Below are 24,109 nucleotides of genomic sequence, written 5' to 3' on the forward strand. Positions count from 1 at the left end.
CATCATCGGGGAGGTGATGCCATGTCTGCACCTATCTATTCCGAACCTCGGGAGAGGGCTCGCGCGCCTGAACACAGCAGGGGTCTGGTCAGAACCCTGGCGCTGGTTAGCGTAGTCGTTGCTGGCGCGTCGCTTTTGACCAGCCTGCAATACGGCTCACGTGATGGCGCTGTCGTCCAGATCCAGCACCGCATCGCCTATTTCAATTGCGGCGCGGCGCGTGCGGTCAAGCTGGCGCCGGCGCGGATCGGTCAGCCGGGCTATTGGCGGCACCTGGATACGAACAATGACGGCATATCGTGTGAGCCGTCCGACAAAGGGTAACGCTTTGTCGCGCATTTTTTGAAAACCGCTTCAGATCTTGCCTTCCTTGACGCCAAGCGCATCGGCCAGGCGCATCTTGGCGGAACCGGGCCGTAGCGGCTTCTGCTGCGACTCGTGAGGCTTCCAGCCCGACAGGGTGATGATCTCGAAGGTCGCGGTAATGCGGCCTTCGTCGTCGGCGAAGCGTTTGAAATAAAGTTCCGACGCACGGGCCAGAATAGCGCGATTTAGCCCCTTGCGCGGCCGGTCGATCAGCACATTGCTTTCGCCCATGGCGCGCAGATCCGCCATTAGCTTCAGCGGATGCTCATAGGAGACGACAACGCGATCGGAATCGACGACCGGCATGTTGAAGCCCGTGCGGCGCAGCAGGTCGATCAGGTCGGGACCTTCGGCAAAGGGCGCGATGCGCGGGCCATAGCCGCCGCGTACCTCGAGCTCAGCGTCCATCAGGCAACCGCGCAACTCTTTCAGGGTCTCACCGCCGAACAGCGAAGCGATGAACAGGCCGTCGGGTTTCAACGCCCGGCGGATTTGCACCATAACGCCCGGCAGGTCGTTGGCGGTGTGCAGTGCCAGGATGCTGACGACGAGATTGAGGCTGTCATCGCCGAACGGCAGTTGCTCCTCGTCCATCACCAGGCGCGACTGGCCGCCGGTAAAGCACTCCGACAGATCGCCCTCGATCAATACGCCGATCTTGCCGGCAGCCGGCGAGCCCGTCAGTTCGCGGCGAAAGACGCCGTCACGCGCGCCGATTTCCAGCGCCACGTCGAAGTGCCGGTTGATGCCGCTGAGCGAGTGTATGAGGTCTTCGATGGCGCGGTCGCGCAGGAAAGAGGCTTGCGCAAAGTCCTTGGCCGCGCGATCAAGACGGCGGGCCAGCAGCGAACGGTCGAACAGGCGGGGCGGGGACATGAACCTCTATATAGGACGGGTGGGCGCGTGCCGAAACTGCTGAACCGTCTAGGCCATATTGCGTCAGAGGTTAAGGACTTTGTCGCGGGCCTTAGTTTTGCGCCTTTGCGGCTGGTTGCGACCGACGCGGTCGACCTGGTCTTTCCGCCGCCGGGCGATGATGATCTGTTGCTTCAGGGCGGCATGGCGGCGGGTCCCTGGGCACGCATCCGCTTCCTGGCCGACGAAGGCTGCGACATGTGTGCCCGGCCATTCGATGGCGGCCTGCATTACGGCAAGGGCGCCCTGTGCAGCGATTGCGCCGATACACCCTTTCCGTTCACGCGGACGCGCGCAGCCTGTCTTTACGGTGAGGCGTCGAAGGACCTGATCCTCGGCTTCAAGCACGGCGACCGGCTCGATCTCGCGCCTATGCTGTCACGCTGGCTGGAGCGGGCAGGGGCCGATCTGCTGGCCGATAGCGATATCGTCGTCCCGGTGCCACTGCATTCGTCGCGCTTGCGGGAACGCAGGTACAATCAGGCAGCTGAACTGGCCCGGCCGATTGCCCGGCGCATTGGGCGCGTTTACGCCGCCGACGCCCTGGCGCGGGTCAAGGCGACCAAGTCACAGGGCCACGCCAGCGCCCGGATGCGCTGGGACAATGTCCGGGGTGCCTTCGCCGTGACAGCTTCTGGTCGCAAGCAGGTAACGGGCAAACGCGTCGTGCTGATCGACGACGTCTTTACCACGGGGGCGACGTTACGCGCTTGCGCCGACACTTTAAAGGCTGCCGGTGCGCGCCGGGTCGATACCCTGGTCATCGCCCGTGCCGTCCCCCAACCAGAACTTTAAAATTTCCGGAAATACCCTATATTGAATGTGTATCGGAGTGGCTTCACAATGGTTTTTGTTGAAGCATCAAAGAGTTAGTCATATGGCCAAGATCGAAATCTACACCAAGCCCTATTGCCCCTATTGCGAACGCGCCAAGGCGCTGCTGGACGACAAGGGCGCGGACTACAAGGAAATTGTCGCGTCCGGTGATCCTGAGCTGCGGGCCGAGATGAATGAACGCTCCGGCCGCCTGACCTATCCGCAAATCTTCATTGACGATCTGCACGTCGGGGGTTGTGACGACCTGATGGCGCTCAATCTGCGCGGCGGCCTCGATCCGCTGCTGGCCGCCTGACCGTGGCCAGGTTCGCGCTCGTCCAGACCTGTACACCCGCCTGGCAACAGGCGGCGCTGGATCATGCACGGCCGTTGATCGTCGAGGCCGCTGACGGTGCGGACTTCGTGCTGCTGCCGGAATGCGCCAACCTGGTCGAGCAACGCCGGGAATTGAAGGCCGGCAAGCTGTCATCGGAAAGCGATGACGTCTTCGTGCAAGGCGTGCGGCAGCTGGCGCGCGATCTGAAGACGCCTGTCCTCATCGGATCGGTGATCATCAAGGCCGAGAACAGTGACAAGTCCGCCAATCGCTCGCTTATGATCGATGACGGCGGCGAGATCACCGCACGCTACGACAAGGTGCACCTGTTTGACGCAGATACGCCCGACGGCAAGTCCTACCGCGAAAGCGCCACCATGCGCCCGGGTACGGAAGCGGTCGTTGCCGATACGCCGTGGGGCGGGCTGGGGCTCAGTATTTGCTACGACGTGCGCTTCGCCTATCTCTACCGCACGCTGGCGCGACGCGATGTGAATATGATTTCAGTGCCGGCGGCCTTTACGGTGCCGACCGGCAAGGCGCACTGGGAAGTGATGCTGAGGGCGCGAGCGATCGAAACCGGCGCCTTTGTCTTGGCGCCGGCCCAGGGTGGTGCGCATGAAGACGGCCGGCACACCTGGGGCCATTCGATGATCGTCGGCCCATGGGGCGAGGTGATTGCAGTCCTCGACCACGACCGCCCGGCGGTGCTTAGGGCTGAACTGGATTTTAGTTCGGTCTTGAGGGCGCGGCAGGCTCTGCCGCAGCTCCTTCATGACCGGGAGTATAGCGTATGATCAAGTATGCGTTGAAGTGCGAAGTCGATCACGGCTTCGAAGCCTGGTTCCCGTCGTCGGACGGATTCGACGATCAGGTCCGGCAAGGACTGGTACAGTGCCCGATGTGCGGTTCCTCGGCCGTCAGCAAGGCGATCATGGCGCCGATGGTGCGCACGTCCAAGGAAATCCCGTCGCCGCATCAGGTGATGGCAGAGATGCTCTATAAGGTGCGCAAGCACGTTGAGAGCACGCACGACTATGTTGGCTCAGGCTTCGCTGCCGAGGCGCGAGACATGCACGAAGGGCTGACGCCCGAGCGGCCGATCTACGGCGAGGCGACACCGGATGAGGTCAAGGCGTTGGTCGATGACGGCGTGCCAGTGGCGGCGCTGCCGGTCATCGAGCGCAAGGATGAGGCGAAAAAGATCGAAGGCCAGAAGAAGTTGAACTGATTTCCCCAGCCAAAGGCAGAAAGAAAAAGCCCTCCGGCGGACCGGAGGGTTTTCCAGTTAGGCTTCTTCAGTCGCCGCTTCGGTCTTGCGCTTGGGGCGGCCGCGCTTTGGCTTGACCACTTCCTCGGCGGGGGCATCTTCAGCGGCCGGAGCAGCTGTCACGGGCGTCGGCGTGCGCAGGAAGGCGGGCAGATCGTCGCGAATAGCCGGTTGCTCGGTGGCTTCCGGCTGCGGTGCCGAACGGGCGGCAGGCGCCCCAAGCGGTTCCGTTGAGGCGATAAAGCCATTGCCGGCAGGCGCCGCGTTTACATTCTGCTCCTGCTCGCTCAGGCGTTGCTGGCGTCGGCGCTCATAGCGTTCACGGCGGCTTTCGCGGCGGCCATCGAATTCGCCCAGAGGCTCTTCGGTTTCGCTGCGTATTTCAGCGGCGCGCGGTTCGAAGACACGGGGTTCGCGGGGCTCGCGCGGTTCGAAAGGCGGGCGGTCGCTGCGCATGTTGTCACGGGCATTGTCGCGCGGCGTGTTATCACGATCGCGATTGCGGTCATTCCGCTCGTTGCGGTCGCGATCCCGGTTACGCTCATTACGGTCGTTCCGGTCGCGATTGCGGTCGTTCCGGTCATTACGATCGAAGCGGTCGCGGTTGCGGTTGTTGTCACGGGCCTCACGATCCTCGACCGAAGGCTGATCGCCTTCGCCGGGCACAGTGGCCTCGGCTTCGGTGTCAGAGCCTTCCATCATGTCGATATCGTCATCGAAGTCGTCATAGCCGTTGGAGAACGGATCGCGCTGGACGAATTCCGACACCGGACGCGTGGGCTGCATCTGACGGATCAGGCGGAAATAATGCTCGGCGTGCTGCAGGTGGTTTTCGGCCAGGACGCGGTCGCCCGACGAGTTGGCGTCGCGCGCCAGCTGCTGATACTTTTCGTAAATCGTCTGGGCGTTGCCGCGGACCTTGGTACCTTCCGGACCGTTCGACTCGTAGGCCCGGTTCGGATTGTTCTGGTTGCCAGAGGGTTTGCGGTTACGGCTGCGTTGCCGTTTCATGCCCCTGAAATCTTTCATGTGATGCGACTTCTCTCTACGCTCCGTCCGGTTCGTTGCGGGACGGCGAAATGTCATAAATGTCTGCACAGGTGCCGCTGGTGACCTTCAGCATAGAAGCGGGCTTCAACCTTGCATTTTGTCTTGGCTTTATCTGGTCAGGCGCGTGGACCGTTTACGATCCGAAACATCGGGCGCCTGAGCCCTTTACCCCTTGCCACGATATTGCCCGCGACTTTCTTAAGAAAGTATATCGGACGACGCTCGCGATGGGGGAAGACGTATTATGCTTAGCGGATAAGGACTGGTCTGCCAAGTCCATTTTTTCAATGCTGTGGCTTTTTCCCAACGACGACGCGCGGAAGGTTCGAAAGGTCCAGATAGGTGGAAACGTCATCGAAACCGGCATTTTTCATAAGTGCTTCAACCTCTTGCGCCTGATCGAAGCCGATCTCAAGCCACGCCCGGCCGCCCTTTTTAAGCAATCTGAAGATTTCGGGCGCCAGTTCGATATAGGCCTCAAGCCCCGATTCGCCGCCGTCGAGCGCCAGGCGCGGGTCGTGATGCTGCACTTCGGGCTCGAGGGTGGGAATCACATCGCTGCGGATATAGGGCGGGTTAGACGCCACGAAGTCGAATGATTCGTCGGCCAGGCCGGACCCCCACGAGGTGCGTAAAAATGCCGCACGGTTGGCGATGCCGAGGCCGGCCGCATTGTCGCGCGCCACGGCCAGGGCCTCTTCGGACACGTCGGTGCCGACCCCCTTGGCTGCCGGGCGTTCTGCCAGGACGGACAGCAGGATGGCGCCGGAACCAACGCCCAGATCGGCGAGCGTGAAGGCCTCGGTCTCCTGCGTCGTCTTCAGGATCATGTCGACGATCACCTCGGTTTCGGGACGCGGGATCAGGACGTGTTCATTGAGGTTGAGCAGAAGCTTCCAGAAGCCCTTCCGGCCGAGAATCCGCGCCACCGGCTCGCGCTTTTCGCGACGTGCCAGGAAGGTCTCCAACGTCGTTTCCTGCTCTTCCGTCAGCTCGCGATAGGGATCGGTGATGATGTCGGTGCGCGTGGCGCCGGTCGCCGCTTCCAGCAGCAGGCGGGCGTCGATGGCGGGGCTGTCGATGTTGCGGGCCTTGAGGCGCTGCTGCGCTCCGGTCCAGGCTTTGACGAGTGTGGTCATGGTTCTGGTTTTCAGTTCAGGAAGCAAGAAGCCCACCGCCGCAGTCGGTGACGTGTTCCCTTTTTCCATACCTCCCCAGCTTGCCGGGGAGGGGGACCATTGGCGGAGCCAATGGTGGTTGGGGCTCTTGCTTTAATTAAAGTATTTCGCAACGACCATGTAGTTGACATCGGTATCGTCCGACAAGCTCCATTTATCGTTCAAGGGGCTATAGCTGACGCCGACGGCGGGCTCAGCCGTAAGCGGGGTGTCCGCCAGAAACGCATGGATTTCCGCCGGCGACAGGAACTTATTCCAGTCGTGCGTGCCGGCCGGCACCCAGCGCAATATGTATTCGGCGCCGACGATCGCAAGGGCATGGCTCTTGAGCGTCCGGTTGAGCGTGGCGCAGACCAGAATGCCGCCTGGCTTGACCAGCGAGGCGCAGGTTTGCAGGAAGCTCTTCGGATCGGTGACGTGCTCGATCACCTCCATGCACAGGACGACGTCGTAGAGCACCTCGCCGGCAGCGGCCAACTGCTCGACCGTCTGGTTGAGATAGCGGATATCTAGGCCGCCTTCCTGGGCATGCGCGCTGGCCGTGCCTATATTCTTCTCGGAAGCATCCAGCCCCGTGACCTGGAAACCCATGCGGCACATGGGTTCGCTGAGCAGCCCACCGCCGCAGCCGACATCGAGCAGTCTCAACCCCTTGAACGGTGCGCGCTCACGCGCATCCAGATTGTAATGCTCCAGGCAGGTCTCACGCACAAAGCCGACACGCGTCGGATTGAACTTATGAAGCGGCGCAAACTCGCCCTTCACGTCCCACCACTTGGCGGCTAAGGCGGAAAAGCGAGAGACTTCGCCCTGATCGATACTAAAGCCTTCGGCGCTTCCCGCATCGGAAGTTCTGGTATCGGACGTAACGGAATTGTTTAGGTTTTCAGGCATTTCGGCCGCCTATTTCTCTTCAGCTGTCGCCGTTTTGTTTCTTGCGGTAGCGAACATTGGGGGCTAGATATGCGCCGCTTTAAAGTCAGGGGTCAATGACCCGCAACAAGGATTTTGTCTTTATGTCCCGTTTGGTGATGAAGTTCGGCGGCACCTCCATGGCCGATCTCGAACGCATCCGCAGGGCCGCCAGGCTCGTCGCCGCCGAGTATGATGCCGGCCATAAGGTCGCCGTTGTCGTGTCCGCCATGTCGGGCAAGACCAATGAGCTGGTCACCTGGACGGATGGCGCCGGCAAGGCGACAGGCAAGGGCATCGAAGGCGACGACGAATACGATGTCGTCGTGGCTTCGGGCGAGCAGGTGACCGCTGGTCTCCTGTCCATGACCCTGCGCAATATGGGTTATGATGCCGTCACCATGATGGGCTGGCAGGTGCCGATCATTACGTCCGACGTACACGGCAAGGCGCGCATCCTCGACATCCCGCCGGCCAAGCTGGAAACGGCGCTCGATGCCGGCCAGATCGTCGTCGTGCCGGGCTTCCAGGGTGTAACCGAGTCGGGCCGCATCACCACGCTGGGCCGCGGCGGTTCGGACACCTCGGCTGTGGCGGTCGCCGCCGCCGTCAAGGCCATCCGCTGCGACATCTATACCGACGTCGACGGCGTCTACACGACCGATCCGCGCATCGAGTCGAAGGCCCGCCGCCTTAAGAAGATATCGTTCGAAGAAATGCTGGAAATGGCGTCCCTGGGCGCCAAGGTGCTCCAGACGCGTTCGGTCGAACTGGCCATGGGCCAGCGCATGCCCGTGCGCGTCCTGTCCAGCTTCGTCGAACCCGGCGAAACCGTAGATCAAGGCACCATCGTGTGCGACGAGGAAGAAATCGTGGAAAAGCACATCATTTCCGGCGTGGCCTTCAGCCGTGATGAAGCCAAGATCACCCTGTTGGGCGTTCCGAACAAGGTCGGCGTCTCGGCCGCCATCTTCGGCAAGCTGGCAGCTGCCAACATCAATGTCGACATGATTGTCCAGTCGGAAAAGCGCTCGGGTGAATACGCCAACCAGCTGTTCACCGTCGGCCGCCGCGACGCCAAGGCCGCGGGTGACCTAATGGAAGCCGCCCGGGAAGAGATCGGCTTTGATACACTTAAGGTCGACGAAAACGTCGCCAAGGTGTCGATCGTCGGCGTTGGTATGCGTTCGCACACGGGTGTAGCCGAGACCATGTTCCGCGCGCTGTCGGAAAAAGGCATCAATATTCAGGTCATATCGACTTCGGAAATCAAGATCAGCGTGCTGATCGACGAAGCCTATACCGAATTGGCTGTTCGCGCCCTGCACGCCGCCTATGGTCTGGACAAGATTGGCGCCTGATCCGGCGTCTGATTACCTTAGACATTGTTACTTATAAAATAAAAGCGCCCGGCATCCGGGCGCTTTTATTGTGTCGTCAGCTTTTGTTAACCCTCTGGGACCATCCTCACCTCTACCGTGCGTCTGCATGCGAGAGTTGCGTAGAGGTGGCGCGCCATGTCTCTTAAAAACATGCCGATGCTGGCCAAGGTGCTGGCGCTGATATCCCTGATGGCCTGTGTGTCGGTGGCGGCCGCCGGCTTTTCGTCCTGGCAGATCAACGCGATTACTCGCGATTATGACGAGGCCCTGGTCGGGCCGGCGCGTGCCAATGTTGCCTTGTCGCGGGCAGGCCATCACGCCGTCTGGACGTCGCGCTCGATCCTGAAGCTGGTGACTGCCGAGACGGCGCAAGGCGCCGATGCCGCCCACAGCGATATTGGAGAAGGCCAAAGCTCCTTCGACAGCGAGATGACGCTGGCCAAGGAGCTCATGCCGCACAAGCGCGCCGAGCTGGATGCCCTGCACACGACCTACAAGGACATCATGTCGAGCGGTTGCCTCCAGACCATCAACATGGCCAAGGCGCAGGCGCGCGAGGCGGCTGCCACACATATGAACGCCGAATGTGGCCCCAGCCTGGTGAAGGTCATCAAGGACCTGTCGAAGCTGGTCGATGAAACCATCACCCACAATGAGGCCCTGGTCGGCAAGCTGGACCGTCAGGCCGATGAAGTGATCCTCGTCACCGCCCTGTCGGTGCTGGGGGGGCTGATAGTGGTTATGGCGATCGCCGTATGGATGACGACCGCTGGCATCGTCTCGCCGCTCAAACGCCTCAACAGCGTGATGGAGGGCATGGCCGGCGGGCGCCTGTCGGACGTGGTTCCTGGGCAGGACCGCCGTGATGAGTTGGGGCTGATGGCGCGTACCGCCGAAGTCTTTCGTCAAGGGCTGGCCGAGACCGAGCGCCTGCGTGCCCTGGCCGACGATACCGAAAAGGCCAATGCCGGACGGTTGAAGGCCGAGCGCAATGCCATTGCCGACGCCTTCCAGTTACGCATGGGCGCCCTGGCTTCGGCCTTCGTCAAGTCGTCGGGAGAGGTCTCCGAGGCCGCGCAGAGCCTGTCCGCGACCGCTGAAGAGACCAGCCGGCAGACCCAGGTCGTCAGCATTGCTGCCGAAGCCGCCGCCACCAATGTCCAGACGGCGGCCGCCGCCACGGAAGAGATGAGTGTGTCGATCCGCGAGATTAACACGCAGGTCACCACGGCAGCCCGGATCAGCTCAGCCGCCGCCGATGACGCCGCCGGCACCGAGGCCGAAATCCGCGAGCTGTCGGGCGCCGCCGCCAGTATTGGCGAGGTCGTCAACCTGATTGCCAGTATTGCGTCGCAGACCAACCTGCTGGCCCTCAACGCCACGATTGAGGCGGCGCGTGCCGGCGAAGCCGGCAAGGGCTTTGCCGTCGTCGCCTCCGAAGTCAAGCAGTTGGCCACCCAGACGGCACGTGCCACCGACGAGATCGGCCGCAAGGTCGGTGAAATCCAGGGCGCGACCCAGCGCACGGTCGACTCCATTGCCCGCATTGTCGCCACGATCGGCGAGGTCCGCGCCATCTCGACGGCGATTGCCTCAGCGATCGAACAACAGGGCGCGGCGACCGGCGAAATCGCCGCCAACACGGCCCGCGCCGCTGAAGGCACCAGCCAGGTGACGCAGACCATCTTCGGCGTAGACCGCGCAGCCGAAATGACCGGCGCGGCCTCGACCCAGCTGATGGCGCTGTCGGGCAGCCTGTCGCAACGGGCAGGCGAACTCGACGAGGCCGTACAGCAGTTCGTCGGTGAGTTGCGCGCGGCATAACGTCACCTTAGCGGGTACGCGATTGTATCGGACTGTTAAACCATTGTGATTATAACCCTTTCGTGAGTTGCCGGATGACGTGCCTGACGGCTAGACAGCGCGGCAAAACCGGCGGACAATAAAAGTTGTTTTGTCGCGATATGAAGTCGAAAACCGCTACACACTTTTCGACATATCGCTCCGGGGATTAGACGGCGAGAGGGCGATTTGGTGACGAAGCAAGGTCCGGTGCGCGGCCAGCGCGGGTTGCTGCGGCAAATCCGTGAAATCATGGAGGACGATCAGTCCGCCCAGGCGCGGCTTGACGCCGTCGTGCGCATTATTGCGTCCAGCATGGTCGCCGAAGTCTGCTCCATCTATCTGCGCCGCACGTCCGAAGAACTGGAACTATTTGCCACCGAAGGCCTGAACAGCGACGCCGTCCACAAGACGCGGATGCGTCTCTCCGAAGGCCTGGTCGGTGAAGTCGCCCGTGTCGGTGCGCCGCTGAACCTGATGGACGCCCCGGACCATCCAAGCTTCTCGTATCGGCCGGAAACCGGCGAAGACCCTTTCCGTTCCTTCCTGGGCGTGCCACTGCTGCGCGGCGGCCGGACGATCGGCGTCCTGGTCGTGCAGAACAAGGCGGCGCGCGGCTATGAGGATGAGGAGGTCGAGGACCTCCAGATCATCGCCATGGTGCTGGCCGAAATCGTCACGGCCGGCGAACTGGTCGGCCTTGAGGAACTCAAGGACATCGAACTTGCCCCCAGCCGCCCTGAGCGGCTGAAGGGCTCGCTCTTCGCCGACGGTCTGGCCATCGGCGTCGTTGTCCTGCACGACGTGCCGGTGACGCCCGAACACCTGCTGACCGACGATCCCGTAGCTGAGGAAAAGCGGCTGCTGGCCGGCATCAATGCCCTGCGCGAGCAGATCGACCAGATGTTCGAAGGCCAGCACGGCCTGGCCGGCCCGACCTTCGACGTGCTTGAAACCTATCGCATGTTCGCGCACGATCGTGGCTGGACGCGCAACCTGGTCGAGGCCGTGCGCAACGGCCTGACCGCCGAAGCTGCTGTCGAGCGCGTCCGCAACGAACAGCGCGCCCGTCTCAACAATGCCCGCGACGCCTATCTGCGCGAACGCGTGCACGACCTTGAAGACCTCGGCAACCGGCTGCTGCGCGTCCTGGCGGGCAAGAACACGACGGCGCGTGACATTCCCCACGAGTCGATCCTGGTGGCCCGTGACCTCGGGCCCGCCGACCTGCTCGAATACGACCGGACGCGCCTGAAAGGCATTTTGCTCGAAGAAGGCTCGGCGTCAAATCACGCCGCCATCGTTGCGCGTGCCCTGCAGATCCCTTGCGTTGGCCGCCTGCAAAACCTGCGCGACAAGGTCAATCAGGGCGATCCGGTCATTGTCGACGGTGAAACCGGCGAAGCCTATCTGCGCCCGCGTCCCGACATTATTGGCGCCGCGCTGGCGCGTATCGACGTGCGCACCCAGCGCCGTGTCGAGTTTTCGCGCATTAAGGACGTCCCCGCCGTCACCAGGGACGGTCAGCGGGTCACGCTTCTGATGAATGCCGGTCTTGAATTCGATATCGAGATCATGGACGAGGTCGGCGCCGAAGGTATCGGCCTGTTCCGCACCGAGTTCCAGTTCATGGTCTCCGAAGACCTGCCGCGCCTGAAACGCCAGACCGAGCTCTATCAGCGCATCATGGACGGCGCCGGCGACCGCCCCGTGACCTTCCGCACGCTCGACCTGGGCGGCGACAAGATCCTGCCCTATATGGAGATGGAGCGCGAAGAGAACCCGGCGCTTGGCTGGCGTGCCATCCGCATGGGACTGGACCGTCCGGCGCTCCTGCGCATGCAGATCCGGGCGCTGCTGACCGCCGCCAATGGCCGCGAGCTGCGCATCATGTTCCCTATGGTCGCCTCGATCGACGAATTCCGCACCGCGCGCGAAATGGTCGATATCGAAATGGCCTGGGCCAAGCGGCGCGGCCGCGCTCTGCCCTCGCTGCTGCGCGTCGGCGCCATGATCGAATGCCCATCCCTGCTGTGGCACCTCGATGCGCTTTTGCCGCTGGTCGACTTTGCCAGTGTCGGCACCAATGACCTGACCCAGTATCTGTTTGCCGCTGACCGCACCAATCCGAAGATGAGCGATCGCTACGACGTCCTGTCACCGCCCTTCCTGCGGGCGCTGGCCAGCATCCAGCGTGCCGCCGAGGAATCGGGCACGCCGGTATCGGTCTGCGGCGAAATCGCCGGCAAGCCACTGGAAGCCTTCGTGCTGATCGCGCTCGGCTTCAACCGCCTGTCCATGCCCCCGGCCGGTCTCGGCCAGGTCAAGCGCATGATCCTGTCGTGCGACCGCGACGCGGCTTTCAAGGCGATCAACAAGCTGATGAGCAGCTCAAACGGCAGCCTGCGCAGCGAAATCCTGTCGCTGGCGCGCAAACTGGATATCGACCTTTAGGTGGGGCGCTCGGGCAAGGGCTTTGACAAGGCATGGCAGCCTGTTACACCTTGCCTGTTCGTTTTGTTGTCGCAACGCTGACCGGAAAACCGCCGCACGCTTTTCCACAGATTGCGTGGGGAGGTTACATGAAATATTTCAAAGCTTTGGCGGTCCTGCCGCTCATCCTTCTGCTCAGCCAGTGCGAGCAGAAGCCGACGGGGCCTTCGCCCTACGCCTTCGACCTGAAACTCGACATCACGCCGGAAGCCACCGCGTTGATGAAGGCGAAGGATAGCCACCTCGTTGCCGCCGCGACCTATTTTGGCCGGCCCAAGGCGGAGGCGCGCACCGAGGCCAATGCCCAGGGGCGCATCAGGCTGGGTTACGAACAGATCGGCCTGGCGCCTGGCGCCACCCAGATCCATTTGACGGCAGCGGATTTCGACGCCAGCAAACTGGGGTCGATCAACGGAGACCCGCAGGTCATGGTCATCATTTTTTCGGCTAACGAGGTCGGCGCGCGCGACGATCTGGCCCGCTGCAAGACCTATTTCGGTATTATCAAGACCGCCCAGGCGCAGACACCGGCTGTGCCCTGCGACGTCAACCGGCCCTGACCGTCGGTGCTAGCGGCTTGACCAGCCCGGTATGAAAACGCCGGGCGGGAGGCCTATGTGTCCGATTGCTAAAGAAGGTGATGTTTAACACGTCATTAACTGACATCGGTGTCAGTTTGCCGGTTGAATTTCGGCCAAGAAAAAGCCCGCTCAGGGGGGATAATGACCTGGCGGGCTTCTTTGTTTTATAAAGCGAGCGTTTCCTCCCCGAAACGCTGGAACTGACCTCTCTCTTCGGGGGAGGTTCCGTTCTCATGACGGGGATATAGCCGGGTTTTTCCAGGGTGGTCAACTCATTTTATAAGGTCGCGTCAAAATTTTTCCGCAATTTTTTCCCTTATGCAAACGATGCGCAGAATTATGTCTGGTAATGTCCATATTTTGACAACGTTGTCAGGCGTTATTCATTATAGATTTCAAGTGGTTGATAGCATCTTGGCGGGGCAGCGTGACCTGTCCGGGACGGGCTTCGCGCCACTGCTGATTGTCACTAATTTGTAACGCTGCCTGGCGTCCGGCATCGAGATCCTTGATGGTCACCGTGCCGTTTGCCAGCTCGTCGCCGCCCAGCATGACGGCGGCCGGTGAAACGCGGCGATCGGCATACTTCATCTGGGCTTTCATGCCTGAACGGCCAACATAAACCTCGGCCGGCATGCCTGCGGCGCGAATTTCAGCGGCCAGCTTGAAGTACTCGCCCATGTCGCTGTCGGAGAAGGCGATGATGACGATGGGGCCGCGCGCGCGGGTCGTGTGGCTGTCGCCGACCAGGGCAAGCGCCGCCGCCAGACGCGACACGCCAAAGGAGAAGCCGGTCGCCGGCGTCTTTTCGCCGGTGAAGCGCGCCACGAGGTCGTCGTAACGTCCGCCGCCGCCGACGCTGCCGAACTGGACCAGATTGCCCTTTTCGTCGCGCGTTTCCAACAACAGCTCCGCTTCGAACACCGGGCCGGTATAGTATTCCAGGCCGCGGACTATGCCAGGATCGAAGACAGCCGAGACTTCATCGACGCCCATGGCGCTCAGGGCTGTGCCGATGCGGCCGAGGTCTTCGACGCCGGCCAGGCCTTCAGGCGAATTGGCCAGCACATTGGCAAGGCGGTTCAGCACTTCGGAACGCGTGTCCGCGCCGCCTGCCGACACGAAGTCGAGCACCGGCTGGATAGCCGACGACGGCAGGCCGGCGCCCTTGGTGAAGTCGCCGCTTTCGTCCTTGCGGCCGGCGCCCAACAGCAGCTCGACGCCCGGCAGGCCGAAGCGGTCCAGCTTGTCGATGGCGCGCAGCACGCCCAGTTGTTGCGCAGGGTCGGCAACGCCCAGCGAGGTCAGCAGACCGTTCAGGAGCTTGCGGTTATTGATGCGGATGCGGGTCGGGATATCCAGTGCCTTGAAGCCGGCGACGGCCAGGGCAATGATCTCGGCGTCGGCCTCGGGACGGTCGGTGCCGACAATGTCGGCATCGCATTGCATGAATTCGCGCAGGCGGCCGGGGCCGGGCTTTTCGTTGCGCCATACCGGACCATAGGCATAGCGGCGGTAGGGCTTGGGCAGGGTTTCCCAGTTCTGCGCAGCGAAGCGGGCCAGCGGCGCGGTCAGGTCGTAGCGCAGCGCCATCCATTGATCGTCGTCGTCCTGGAGCGCGAAGACGCCGACATTGGGCCGGTCCGAGTCGGGCAGGAACTTGCCGAGCGCATCGGCATATTCGAAGGCCGGCGTCTGCAGCGCTTCGAAGCCGAAGGATTCATAGACCTTCGACACCGTCTCGATCAGGCGGCGCTCAATGGCGATCTGCGCATTGCGCTTGTCGATGAAGCCGCGCGGGCTGCGGGCTTCGGGGCGAAACGGGGTGTCTGGGTTTTCGGTCATGCGGGCGCGATAGACTATCACGTGAAAAGTGACAACCGAAATTGCCGTGTCCAGGCTTTGGAAATCGCGCTAACCGTTCTCCTTACAGGGGAAATTGGAAAAACACAGGTATATTGACACCTATGTCAAAAATGCTGACAATAAGGCGGTAGAGTGTTATGATTAAGGCCGCTAAAACCCAAAACTAACAAGGAGGAAGTCATGTCCAAGCGTTCTCATGCCGCGGAAACCTTTTCTCATTTTGTCATCGCGCTGATCGGCGCGACTGTAATCATTGGTGGCGCGGCCTGGGCCTTTATGGCGTTCGACAACGGCGGCTGCTCCGGCGGGATTCAATGCCGCACAGCGGAACAGATGGCTCAGGTCAATTACTAATCGTCTGCATGCGCGCCTGCCGGGAAATCAGGCGCGCCATTAACCCTGCCATTTAACGGATTGTTGGCCGGGAGATTGCATGATGGGCCCATTCGACACGGAGCGCCCGTTATGAAACGTGCTGTCACTGCCAGCCTGTTATGTCTGTTTCTTTCCAGCCAGGGTTTGACCGGTCAGGCCGTCGCCATGCCGGCGGAGCCGTTTGCTGTTGAGAATGTCAGCCTGCTGGCGAGTGAGCCATTCTATTCCGGGATTGTCGCCGATGCGTCGCGTCTGCGCGCCCAGACCGAGGACTTTGCCGCCCGGCCTTCGCTGCAGTGGCTGAAGAGCCAGCATTTCCGCAGCTATGCCGAAGCCGTCACTGAACTGGCGGTGCGCGACATGAAGGGCCACGATGACCTGAAGGCGCGCGGCACTGACAACGATCTCAAATGCATTCTCAAAGGCGTGTCGATCGACTTGCGCCTCAAACTCGACGCCATGCGCTCGGCGCGCACGGACCACGATCTCGGCCGGGTGCTCGAAGATATGACCCTGTTGCTTGACGACAATATCGACGTCGTCACTACGCCGGCTACGTCTGTCTCTGGTCTCGATTGTGTCATCGAGTTCGGGCCTGACGCCTAACGAGCGATGTGCGGAAAAGTGTCAGCGGTTTTCCGCTTAAACATCGCGACAAAGCAAAAGCCTACCTCGCGCCGTCCTTCAGCATCTTGATCACCGCCGCCTTGTCCAGCATCTGCGGCAGAACCTTCGGCTCGGCCTTGCCTGCGCCGTAATAGACGTAGAGCGGCACGCCCGAGCGGCCATAAAGCTGGAGGTAGCGCGAAATCTCCGCATCCTGATTGGTCCAGTCGCCGACCATATAGGTCGTCTTCGTCGCCTTGAGGGTGTCGGCAACGTCCCGGGTTTGCAGCACCAGCCGCTCATTAACCTTGCACGTCACGCACCACGCCGCCGTCATGTCGACCAGAATGGGCTGACCCGCGGCGCGTAGCTCCGTGAGTTTTTGCACGCCGAAGGCCGTGTGCGGCGTTTCCGCGGCGGCAGTCGCATTGTCGGGAGCGCGCTCGACCGGCGGCAAGGCGCCGGCGCCGACCGCCAGGACCAGGCCCGCGCCCAACAAGCCGGCCTTGATCATCTTCGGAATAGTGCGGATCGGCAGGACGGCGGCGACAATCGCTGCAAAAGCCAGGAGCAGTAGCCACACGCCCGTCATCTGGACCTGCTGGGCGAATACCCAGACGAGCCACAGGGCCGCGCCATACATCAACAGTGACAGGGCGATCTTCAGCCAGTTCATCCAGGCGCCTGGCTTTGGCAGGACCTTGGCGAAACCAGGCACCAGGGTGACGAGGAAGGTCAGAAGTACGATCGGCAAGGCGAAGCCAACGCCTAAGGCCGCAAAGATCGCGAAGCCCGTCAATCCGCCTTGCGCCAGGGCGACACCGATCGCGGTCGCCATGAACGGCGCGGTGCAAGGCGCTGCGACGACCACGGCCAACACGCCGGTCAGGAAGGCCGAAAGCAGCGGGCGTTTCTGATCGAACGCGCCGGCGCCGACACCTTGCAGCGAGGAACCGATATTGAAGACGCCCGACATGTTGAGCGCCACCAGCAGCATGACCACGGCCAGGGCGGCAACGACAAAGGGCGATTGCAGCTGAAAGCCCCAGCCCAGCGACGTACCCGCACCCTGCGCCACTTGCAGCAGCCCAGCCAGCGCAACGAAACTTAAGACCGCGCCTGCGCCATAGATCAGCGACTCGGTGCGCGCCAGCCTTGTGTCATGGCCGGCGCGCGACAGGGCCAGCAGCTTCATCGACAGGACCGGGAAGACGCACGGCATCAGGTTGAGGATCAGCCCGCCGAGAAACGCCAGCCCCATGGCGACAAACAGCCCGCCCGACGCCAGTTCGGGTGCGGGCGCGGCGCCCAGGCCGTAGGTGCCTGCCGGCAAGTCCGCGCGCGTCAGTGTGACATTATAGGCCTTGTCACCGAGCGATAGCACGCCCTGAAGCGTGCCTTCGGGCAGGGCAGGGCCGCCCGGCCGGGTGCGCAGGGCAAAGCCCTCCGCGCCCATGTCGAGGACCTGCGGCGCCTGCGCGCTCAGTAGTTTCTCCTGCACCGGAAAGAAGTAGGCACCCTGCGGCCGCGCCAGGACATCACGCGCAGCGGCGTCGCCCGCCTTGAAGCCCAGTTCCGCCTTGCCGTGGTTCAGCGCGATCGTGCCGGTAATATTCGCGTTCTGGGGCAGGGCGGCAACGGCCTTGGCGACCACGCCCGCATCGGGGCCGGGCTTGGCAGGGCCAACGGTCAGGCGCGTCGAGACCTCCAGCGTTTCGGGGATGCACTGGCTTTCGCAGACCAGGAAATTGACGCGCGCCGTAACCGGCAGGGTCTCGCCAACCGCCAGCCCCGACCTGTTCGTCACCACGATCACGGCCGACGTCTTGCCATCGTAACCGAAGCTGTTGAGGCCGAGCGTCGGCAGCATCTTCGGCGCTGGCCACGCCGCGTCGCCCGCCGTCATGCCGTCCGGCAGGTTCCAGCTGATGCGCGTCGGCAGGCCTGCGTCGCCGGCATTGACCCAGTAGGTGTGCCACTTCGGAGACGGCGTGTGCTCCAGCACCAGCCGCACCTTCCCGCCTTCGGGCACCGAGGCGGACTCCGCAACCAGCCGTGCCTTGACGTGAGCGCTCTCGCCCTCGGCCGCAAAACCCGGCGAGGCAAGGGACAGCGCCGCCATTACGGTCAGCAGAAAACGGGCAATCGGTCCGGCCAGAAAACGCACGCGTCACCTTCTTGATGGGTCTGTCCATCTTGTGCCGCGCCGCGTGGCCCGCGTAAAGCCCCACCAGCCGCAAAACCGCCGGATGCGACATCCGGAACATTAAGAAAAATTCAGAATACAAACAGTTTCATCTGTATCATGGTTTGCGCCCTGGGGGCGGCGCATGGCGCGCGCCCGTGTCTGTATTTCGCGAGAGACCTTATGCGCATCCTCCGCACGCTGCTTGTCACCACCGCCCTTGTCGTGCCGCTGGCCGCGCCGGCCATCGCCGTCGTCACCGCGGACGAGCGGGCGCCCGTCCATCAGCCACGCACCTATCTCCAGGACACGTTGAGCGCCGAAGACAGCGCACGCATGGCCGAACTCGGCAAAAGCTACGGCGTCTGGGGCTTCGATACGACGGGCATGGACACGGCGGTGAAGCCGGGCGACGACTTCAACCTCTACGCCAATGGCAAGGCCCTGGCCGCAATGAAGATCCCGGGCGATCAGCCGGGCTATGGCAGCTTCAACCGTCTGGCCGACCTGTCCGAACTTCAGCTCAAGGCGATGGTCACCACCCTGGCGGCGCGCAACGACCTGACCGGCTCAGACCTCAAGGTCGCCGACCTCTATCGCAGCGCGGCCAACGAAGCCCTGAAGAACAAGCTGGGTGCGACGCCCCTGGCGCCGGAACTGACCCGTATCCGCAACATCGCCAACAAGTCGGACATGGCGAAGTTCATGGGCTGGACGTCCGAAGGCTTCGGCTCCGCCTTCTTCAGTCTCTATGTCTACGACGACGCCAAGAAGCCCGGCTACTACGCCCTGCAACTGTCGCAGGGTGGTCTGGGGCTGCCCGACCGCGACTACTATCTGGTCGATACCTACGCCGACAAGAAGGCCGGCTACGAGGCCTATGTCACCGACATGCTGCGCCTGGTCGGCTGGCCCGACGCCGGCAAGGCAGCCAAGGATATCGTGGCCATGGAAACGAAGATCGCCGAGGCGCACTGGACGCGCATCGAAAGCCGCGACGACACCAAGACCTACAACCCCATGAAGCTGTCGGACCTGCCGGCCTATGCCCCTGGCTTCGACTGGAAAGCCTTCTTCGCCGGCGCGCGCGTCACGACCGCGAAAAAGGTCGTCGTCGCCCAGAATACGGCCTTCCCGAAGATCGCCCGGATCTATGCCGATGCGCCGCTCGAGACGCTCAAGGCCTGGGCCGCCTTCCGCTCCGTCGACCAGGCCGCGCCCTACCTGTCGGATGCCTTTGTCGACCGCCGTTTCCAATTCCGCCTCAAGTCGCTTTACGGCATCGAGGAACAGCGTCCGTTGTGGAAGCGTGCCCTTGGGGTCACCGACGAACGCATGGGCGAGGCGCTGGGCAAGGCCTATGTTGCCACCTACTTCCCGGCCGACTCCAAGGCCAAGATGGAAGGCCTGGTCCAGGACCTGCTGTCGGCCATGAAGGTCCGCATTGAAAAGCTCGACTGGATGAGTGCGCCGACCAAGGCCAAGGCGCTGGAGAAGCTGTCCACCTTCGGCGTCAAGATCGGCTACCAGAACAAGTGGCGCGACTATACGTCCCTCGTCATCAAGCCGGACGATCTGGTCGGAAACCTCAACCGCTCCAGCGTCTTTGAGTGGGATTACCAGCGCGCCCGCATCGACAACAAGATCGACGAAGATGTCTGGGAGATGACGCCGCAAACGGTGAACGCCTACTATTCGCCGACCAAGAACGAGATCGTTTTCCCGGCCGCCATCCTGCAACCGCCCTTCTTCGATCCGAAAGCCGACATGGCCGTCAACTATGGCGGTATCGGCGCCGTTATCGGCCATGAAATCAGCCACGGCTTCGACGACCAGGGCCGTAACTACGATTCGACCGGCGCACTGACGGACTGGTGGCAGAAGGAAGACGCCGACAAGTTCAATGTCCAGGCCAAGAAGCTGGGTGACCAGTTCGACGCCTACGAAGTTGCGCCGGGCGTCAAGGTTCAGGGCGGCCTGACCATGGGCGAAAACATTGGGGACCTGGCAGGCCTGACGATCGCGCTTGACGCCTATCACTTGTCGCTGGCCGGCAAGGAAGCGCCGGTGATCGACGGCTTCAGCGGCGACCAGCGCTTCTTCCTCGGCTTCGCCCAGGTGTGGCAGTCGAAGTACCAACCTGATTTCCTGAAGTTCCTGGTCGCCTCCGACCCGCACGCGCCGGACCAGTTCCGCGCCATGTCCGCCCCGCGCAACATGGACGCCTGGTACAAGGCGTTCAACGTGACCGACGGCAAATACTATCTGAAACCCGAAGACCGCGTCCGCATCTGGTGAGGGTGCGAGGCACCCTCAACCCGGAATCGTGACGTCACGCGGGGAGGGGCCGCAGGCTCATGTCCTCTACGATACAAATAAAAAGCCCGTCTCGTCAGAGGCGGGCTTTGCATTGTGAAGGTAGCGTTTCGAAGACTATGCAACGCCGTCAATGACGCTCTTGCGCACCTTGCCGCCATGGCTGTCGCCATCCGTCGGCTGGTATTTCAGGAAGGTCGCCACACCTTTTCCGCCTTTCGCCATTTCCTGCTCCCAGTCGCGATCAGGTCCCTGCGTGAAGCTGTGGGCCGCAAACATCAGGGCGGCAACGGCAGCAAAAGCGGCGATAACGGTGGTGAAAAGGCCCTTCATTGTCCATCTCCATTGTTGGACGGTGAAATTGGGACGCAACTGGTAGAAATGTGGGGCGGAAAAGTCGGATTTCCTTTTCCGCCCCGGTAGTCTTCCCCCCCTCGGTCCCCCCGAGGTGCGCTCAGAGGGCAATTGCCCGCCCTATGAGCGCATAAGATGTGAAAAACGCTTTCATCATCGGGGCTGTTGATGATATGAACGTCGTTCACGAGATCTGTATAGCAGCGACGTGAACAACGTTCAACAATTATTTTGAACGATGTTCAAATATTTTTTGGAGCAGATATGGCGCAGACATCCAGAACGGCCGATAAACGGCAAGCGCAGCTTGAAGCCCTTATGGAGGCTGCGGAAAAGCGTATCTGTGAAGATGGACTGGCAAGTTTGAAGGCGCGCGACCTGGCGGCCGATATCGGTGTGGCCCTGGGCGGACTTTATAATATCGTGGCCGATATGGACACGCTCCTACTGTTGATCACGGCGCGGACGCAAAAGCGGCTGGATGCGGCGTTTGATGCGGCGACCGGACATCTGAAAATCGCAACGCCTGCCGAGGCGATCAACTGCCTGGTGGTTATCGCCCACACCTACCTGATCTTCGCGCGGGAGAATCTGCGGCTATGGCGGATGATGTTCGAGGTGCGGATTTCGGCGCCTCTGCCGGATTGGGCTGTACAGGATCAACTGCGGCTGTTCCGGCATATCGCCGGGCCGTTGCGCGTGATCGCGCCTGACATGGATGACAGCGCGCTGACGGTTCGCGCCCGGACCCTCTTCGCCGCCGTCCACGGAATCGTCAGTATCGGGCTGGAGGAGCGCCTGATCGCCGTGCCAGTGCAGAAACTGTCGGACGAAGTGGAATGGCTGACCCGGGCAGCCTGCCGGTAAACGAAAGCCCGCCTCAGACGAGACGGGCTTTTATTTTGAACCATGGGAGTTGTGAGCCCGCGGCCTGTCAACCCGTGACATCACGATTCCGGGTCCAGGGTGCCTCGCACCCTGATTACCAGATGCGGACGCGGTCTTCGGGTTTGACGTAATATTTGTCACCCGGCTTGACGCCGAAGGCATCGTACCAGGCATCGATATTGCGGATCGGGCCGATGGCGCGGAAGACCGCGGGCGAGTGCGGATCGGCGGTGACCTGCTGCTTCAGCGTATCGTCACGGTACTTCGAGCGCCAGACCTGCGCAAAGCCCATGAAGACGCGCTGGTCGCCGGTAAAGCCGTCGAGGACAGGCGAGGGCTTGCCATTGAGCGACAGGCGGTAAGCGTCGAGCCCCAGCAGGTTGCCGGCCAGATCGCCGATATTCTCGCCCATGGTCAGGCCGCCCTGGACGTGTACGCCCGGCAGGACTTCGAACGCGTCGTACTGGGCGCCGAGCTTGGTGGCCTGGACGGTGAACTTTGCGGCATCTTCGGCGGTCCACCAGTCGGTGAGCACGCCGTTGCCGTCGTAGTTGCGGCCCTGGTCATCGAAGCCGTGGCCGATTTCGTGGCCAATGACGCCGCCGATGCCGCCATAGTTGACGGCCGGATCGGCATCCGGATCAAAGAAGGGCGGCTGCAGGATGGCGGCCGGGAAGACGATCTCGTTCTCGGTCGGCGAGTAGTAGGCATTGACGGTTTGCGGTGTCAGGCCCCATTCCAGCGGGTCCGTGGGCTTGTCGATCTTGGCTGTCTGATAAGCCCAGTCAAAGGCGCTGGAGCGTTCTGCATTGCCGTAGAGATCGTTGGCCTTGACGGTTAGGCCGGAATAGTCGCGCCATTTTTCGGGATAGCCGATCTTGACGCCGAACTTGCTGAGCTTTTCCTGCGCCTTGACCTTGGTGGTGTCGGACATCCAGGTCAGGTTGTCGATGCGGATCTTGAGCGCAGCCCGCAGGTCGGCGACCAGGGTTTCCATCTTCGCCTTGGACTCGGGCGGGAAGTAGGTGGCAACGTAGGTGCGGCCGAGCGCTTCGCCGAGGCTGCCTTCGACAGCGCCGATGGCGCGTTTCCAGCGTGGGCGCTGAGCCTGGGCGCCGCTGAGATCGCGAGAGCGAAATGCCCACGCGCGATCGACAAAGGCCTTCGACAGGTACGGCGCCGCCTGGTCGGCGGTGCGGAAGGTCTCCCACGCCTTGAGCGTCTCAAGCGGGGTGTCGGCGAAGATTTTGGCGATCTTGGGGAAGGCGGTATTTTCATTGACGATGATCTTGCTGGCTTGGCCGGCGTGGGCGCCGTCGAGGAAGCCGTTCCAGTCGAAGCCGGGCGCAAAGCTTGCCAGCTCCGCCTTGGTCATCGGGTTATAGGTCTTGGTCGAGTCGCGGCGCTCGATGCGCGTCCAGTGGGCTTCAGCGATCTTTGTTTCCAGCGCCAGGATGTCCTTGGCGGACTGTTCCGGATTTGCGTGGCCGACCAGGCGCAGCATGTCGGCAATGTAGGTTTCGTACTTGGCCTTCTTATCGGCGAAACCGTCCTTGAGATAGTAGTCGCGGTCCGGCAGACCCAGGCCGCCCTGGGCCATCAGCAGGACCTGAAGCTTCGGGTTCTTTTCATCGGAGGCGACGTACGGATTGAAGAAGGCCGAACCGAAAGCACCGCTGGTCTGGCCCATATACTTCGCCATTTCCGCCTTGGTTTTGATCGCCTTGATCGTTGCCAGGCGCGGCTTGAGCGGCGCGGCTCCCAGCTTTTCGGCGGCTGCCTCGTCCATGAAGGCGTTGTAGACCGCGGCGATCTTGGCGTCGTCCCCGGTCAGGTCCTTGCGCGCTGCCAGGTCGGTGACGATGGCGTTGGAACGAGCTTCGGACAGGTCGCGCAGCATGGCGGAGCTGCCGATCGAGGTCTTATCGGCCGGGATGACCAGGTTCTTGACGGCCGTGCCGTTGACGTAATTGAAGAAGCTGTCGCCTGGCTTGACCGAGGTGTCCATGCCGGCCGTATCGATGCCCCAGGCCCCATAGCGCTTGGCGGCGGTCGAGACTTCGCCGCCCTGGCTGTCCGCGCCGGCGAAAAAGCCGTCGAGGCTGTGCAGGCTCAGCATCCGGCAGTGCGCGTCGATGCACCGGTCGGGCGTTTCGGCGGCGGCGCCAAGCGCCAGGCCGCTCATCAGGGTGGTGGTGAGGAGGAGTTTGGACAGTCGCATGAGGGGCACCCACTACGCGCGGCATTTCGCCGTCGTTAAAAAAGATACGATCTGTACACTAACCAATAATCCACAGCTGCCACATGAATTATTTGTCATGTTTGGATAGGCGCCTATCCGTCGGGAAAAGTGATGTTTTTGGACGCTTTTCGCATT

21 protein-coding genes are annotated in these 24,109 nt (G+C 62.2%); 13 read left to right on the forward strand and 8 right to left on the reverse strand.

The window, feature by feature from the left end:
• Positions 1-21 precede the first annotated feature (21 nt).
• Entirely contained in the window at positions 22-324 is a 303-nt protein-coding gene (locus AC1DON_RS09720) for an excalibur calcium-binding domain-containing protein (protein ID WP_476934589.1), read from the forward strand.
• A gap of 30 nt (positions 325-354) precedes the next feature.
• Here AC1DON_RS09720 and AC1DON_RS09725 read toward each other — a convergent pair whose 3' ends face one another.
• Complete coding sequence (locus AC1DON_RS09725) at positions 355-1,242, reverse strand: methyltransferase domain-containing protein (RefSeq protein ID WP_476934590.1); 888 nt, start codon at positions 1,240-1,242, stop codon at positions 355-357.
• Positions 1,243-1,269: 27 nt separating this feature from the next.
• Between AC1DON_RS09725 and AC1DON_RS09730 the strand changes: the two genes are divergently transcribed.
• The 4 genes from AC1DON_RS09730 to AC1DON_RS09745 all read left to right on the forward strand — a co-directional run bounded on the left by AC1DON_RS09730 (position 1,270) and on the right by AC1DON_RS09745 (position 3,665).
• Positions 1,270-2,076 carry a ComF family protein gene (locus AC1DON_RS09730; RefSeq protein ID WP_476934591.1) on the forward strand — a complete coding sequence of 269 codons (807 nt, stop codon included), beginning with the start codon at positions 1,270-1,272 and terminating at the stop codon, positions 2,074-2,076.
• A gap of 82 nt (positions 2,077-2,158) precedes the next feature.
• The gene (gene grxC / locus AC1DON_RS09735; protein ID WP_476934592.1) at positions 2,159-2,413 is read left to right on the forward strand and encodes a glutaredoxin 3; all 255 of its coding nucleotides are present in this window, start codon (positions 2,159-2,161) and stop codon (positions 2,411-2,413) included.
• A gap of 2 nt (positions 2,414-2,415) precedes the next feature.
• A complete protein-coding gene (locus AC1DON_RS09740) occupies positions 2,416-3,231 on the forward strand; it encodes a carbon-nitrogen hydrolase family protein (protein WP_476934593.1) in 816 nt (271 codons plus the stop codon).
• Positions 3,228-3,665, forward strand: a complete 438-nt coding sequence (locus tag AC1DON_RS09745; RefSeq protein ID WP_476934594.1) for a DUF1178 family protein — start codon at positions 3,228-3,230, stop codon at positions 3,663-3,665. Before AC1DON_RS09740 ends, AC1DON_RS09745 begins: the two co-directional genes overlap by 4 nt.
• 57 nt (positions 3,666-3,722) lie before the next feature.
• Here AC1DON_RS09745 and AC1DON_RS09750 read toward each other — a convergent pair whose 3' ends face one another.
• The 3 genes from AC1DON_RS09750 to ubiG form a co-directional block, all read right to left on the reverse strand.
• Positions 3,723-4,715, reverse strand: a complete 993-nt coding sequence (locus AC1DON_RS09750) for a DUF4167 domain-containing protein (RefSeq protein ID WP_476934595.1) — start codon at positions 4,713-4,715, stop codon at positions 3,723-3,725.
• A 323-nt stretch (positions 4,716-5,038) separates the two neighbouring features.
• Complete coding sequence (prmC, locus tag AC1DON_RS09755; RefSeq protein ID WP_476934596.1) at positions 5,039-5,893, reverse strand: peptide chain release factor N(5)-glutamine methyltransferase; 855 nt, start codon at positions 5,891-5,893, stop codon at positions 5,039-5,041.
• A gap of 132 nt (positions 5,894-6,025) precedes the next feature.
• Positions 6,026-6,826 (reverse strand): bifunctional 2-polyprenyl-6-hydroxyphenol methylase/3-demethylubiquinol 3-O-methyltransferase UbiG, encoded by an 801-nt coding sequence (gene ubiG, locus AC1DON_RS09760; RefSeq protein WP_476934597.1) that lies wholly within the window; start codon positions 6,824-6,826, stop codon positions 6,026-6,028.
• A 122-nt stretch (positions 6,827-6,948) separates the two neighbouring features.
• Between ubiG and AC1DON_RS09765 the strand changes: the two genes are divergently transcribed.
• The 4 genes from AC1DON_RS09765 to AC1DON_RS09780 all read left to right on the forward strand — a co-directional run bounded on the left by AC1DON_RS09765 (position 6,949) and on the right by AC1DON_RS09780 (position 13,121).
• Positions 6,949-8,205 (forward strand): aspartate kinase, encoded by a 1,257-nt coding sequence (locus tag AC1DON_RS09765; RefSeq protein WP_476934598.1) that lies wholly within the window; start codon positions 6,949-6,951, stop codon positions 8,203-8,205.
• A gap of 156 nt (positions 8,206-8,361) precedes the next feature.
• Positions 8,362-10,050, forward strand: a complete 1,689-nt coding sequence (locus AC1DON_RS09770; RefSeq protein WP_476934599.1) for a methyl-accepting chemotaxis protein — start codon at positions 8,362-8,364, stop codon at positions 10,048-10,050.
• A 270-nt stretch (positions 10,051-10,320) separates the two neighbouring features.
• Positions 10,321-12,522, forward strand: coding sequence for a phosphoenolpyruvate--protein phosphotransferase (gene ptsP / locus AC1DON_RS09775; RefSeq protein WP_476934653.1), 2,202 nt, complete (start codon positions 10,321-10,323; stop codon positions 12,520-12,522).
• Positions 12,523-12,650: 128 nt separating this feature from the next.
• Entirely contained in the window at positions 12,651-13,121 is a 471-nt protein-coding gene (locus tag AC1DON_RS09780) for a hypothetical protein (protein ID WP_476934600.1), read from the forward strand.
• Between the two features lie 393 nt (positions 13,122-13,514).
• On the opposite strand, the gene hisS is transcribed toward AC1DON_RS09780, so the two are convergent.
• Complete coding sequence (gene hisS / locus AC1DON_RS09785) at positions 13,515-14,987, reverse strand: histidine--tRNA ligase (RefSeq protein WP_476934601.1); 1,473 nt, start codon at positions 14,985-14,987, stop codon at positions 13,515-13,517.
• A gap of 201 nt (positions 14,988-15,188) precedes the next feature.
• Here hisS and AC1DON_RS09790 point away from each other — a divergent pair, with 201 nt between their 5' ends.
• Together AC1DON_RS09790 and AC1DON_RS09795 are read left to right on the forward strand one after the other, a co-directional pair.
• A complete protein-coding gene (locus tag AC1DON_RS09790; RefSeq protein WP_476934602.1) occupies positions 15,189-15,362 on the forward strand; it encodes a hypothetical protein in 174 nt (57 codons plus the stop codon).
• Between the two features lie 111 nt (positions 15,363-15,473).
• On the forward strand, positions 15,474-15,989 hold the full coding sequence (locus AC1DON_RS09795; RefSeq protein WP_476934603.1) for a hypothetical protein: 516 nt from the start codon (positions 15,474-15,476) through the stop codon (positions 15,987-15,989).
• 61 nt (positions 15,990-16,050) lie between these two features.
• Here AC1DON_RS09795 and AC1DON_RS09800 read toward each other — a convergent pair whose 3' ends face one another.
• Positions 16,051-18,156 carry a protein-disulfide reductase DsbD family protein gene (locus AC1DON_RS09800; protein WP_476934604.1) on the reverse strand — a complete coding sequence of 702 codons (2,106 nt, stop codon included), beginning with the start codon at positions 18,154-18,156 and terminating at the stop codon, positions 16,051-16,053.
• 201 nt (positions 18,157-18,357) lie between these two features.
• Between AC1DON_RS09800 and AC1DON_RS09805 the strand changes: the two genes are divergently transcribed.
• On the forward strand, positions 18,358-20,472 hold the full coding sequence (locus AC1DON_RS09805) for a M13 family metallopeptidase (protein ID WP_476934605.1): 2,115 nt from the start codon (positions 18,358-18,360) through the stop codon (positions 20,470-20,472).
• A 135-nt stretch (positions 20,473-20,607) separates the two neighbouring features.
• On the opposite strand, the gene AC1DON_RS09810 is transcribed toward AC1DON_RS09805, so the two are convergent.
• Positions 20,608-20,823 (reverse strand): hypothetical protein, encoded by a 216-nt coding sequence (locus AC1DON_RS09810; protein ID WP_476934606.1) that lies wholly within the window; start codon positions 20,821-20,823, stop codon positions 20,608-20,610.
• 285 nt (positions 20,824-21,108) lie between these two features.
• Here AC1DON_RS09810 and AC1DON_RS09815 point away from each other — a divergent pair, with 285 nt between their 5' ends.
• Positions 21,109-21,711 carry a TetR/AcrR family transcriptional regulator gene (locus AC1DON_RS09815; RefSeq protein ID WP_476934607.1) on the forward strand — a complete coding sequence of 201 codons (603 nt, stop codon included), beginning with the start codon at positions 21,109-21,111 and terminating at the stop codon, positions 21,709-21,711.
• A gap of 115 nt (positions 21,712-21,826) precedes the next feature.
• Here the strand turns inward: AC1DON_RS09815 and AC1DON_RS09820 are convergent, their stop codons facing one another.
• Positions 21,827-23,953: a M13 family metallopeptidase gene (locus AC1DON_RS09820; RefSeq protein WP_476934608.1), complete on the reverse strand. Its 2,127-nt coding sequence runs from the start codon at positions 23,951-23,953 to the stop codon at positions 21,827-21,829.
• Between the last annotated feature and the right edge of the window lie 156 nt (positions 23,954-24,109).

It is taken from the genome of Asticcacaulis sp. P4_H10 (genome assembly GCF_056400965.1).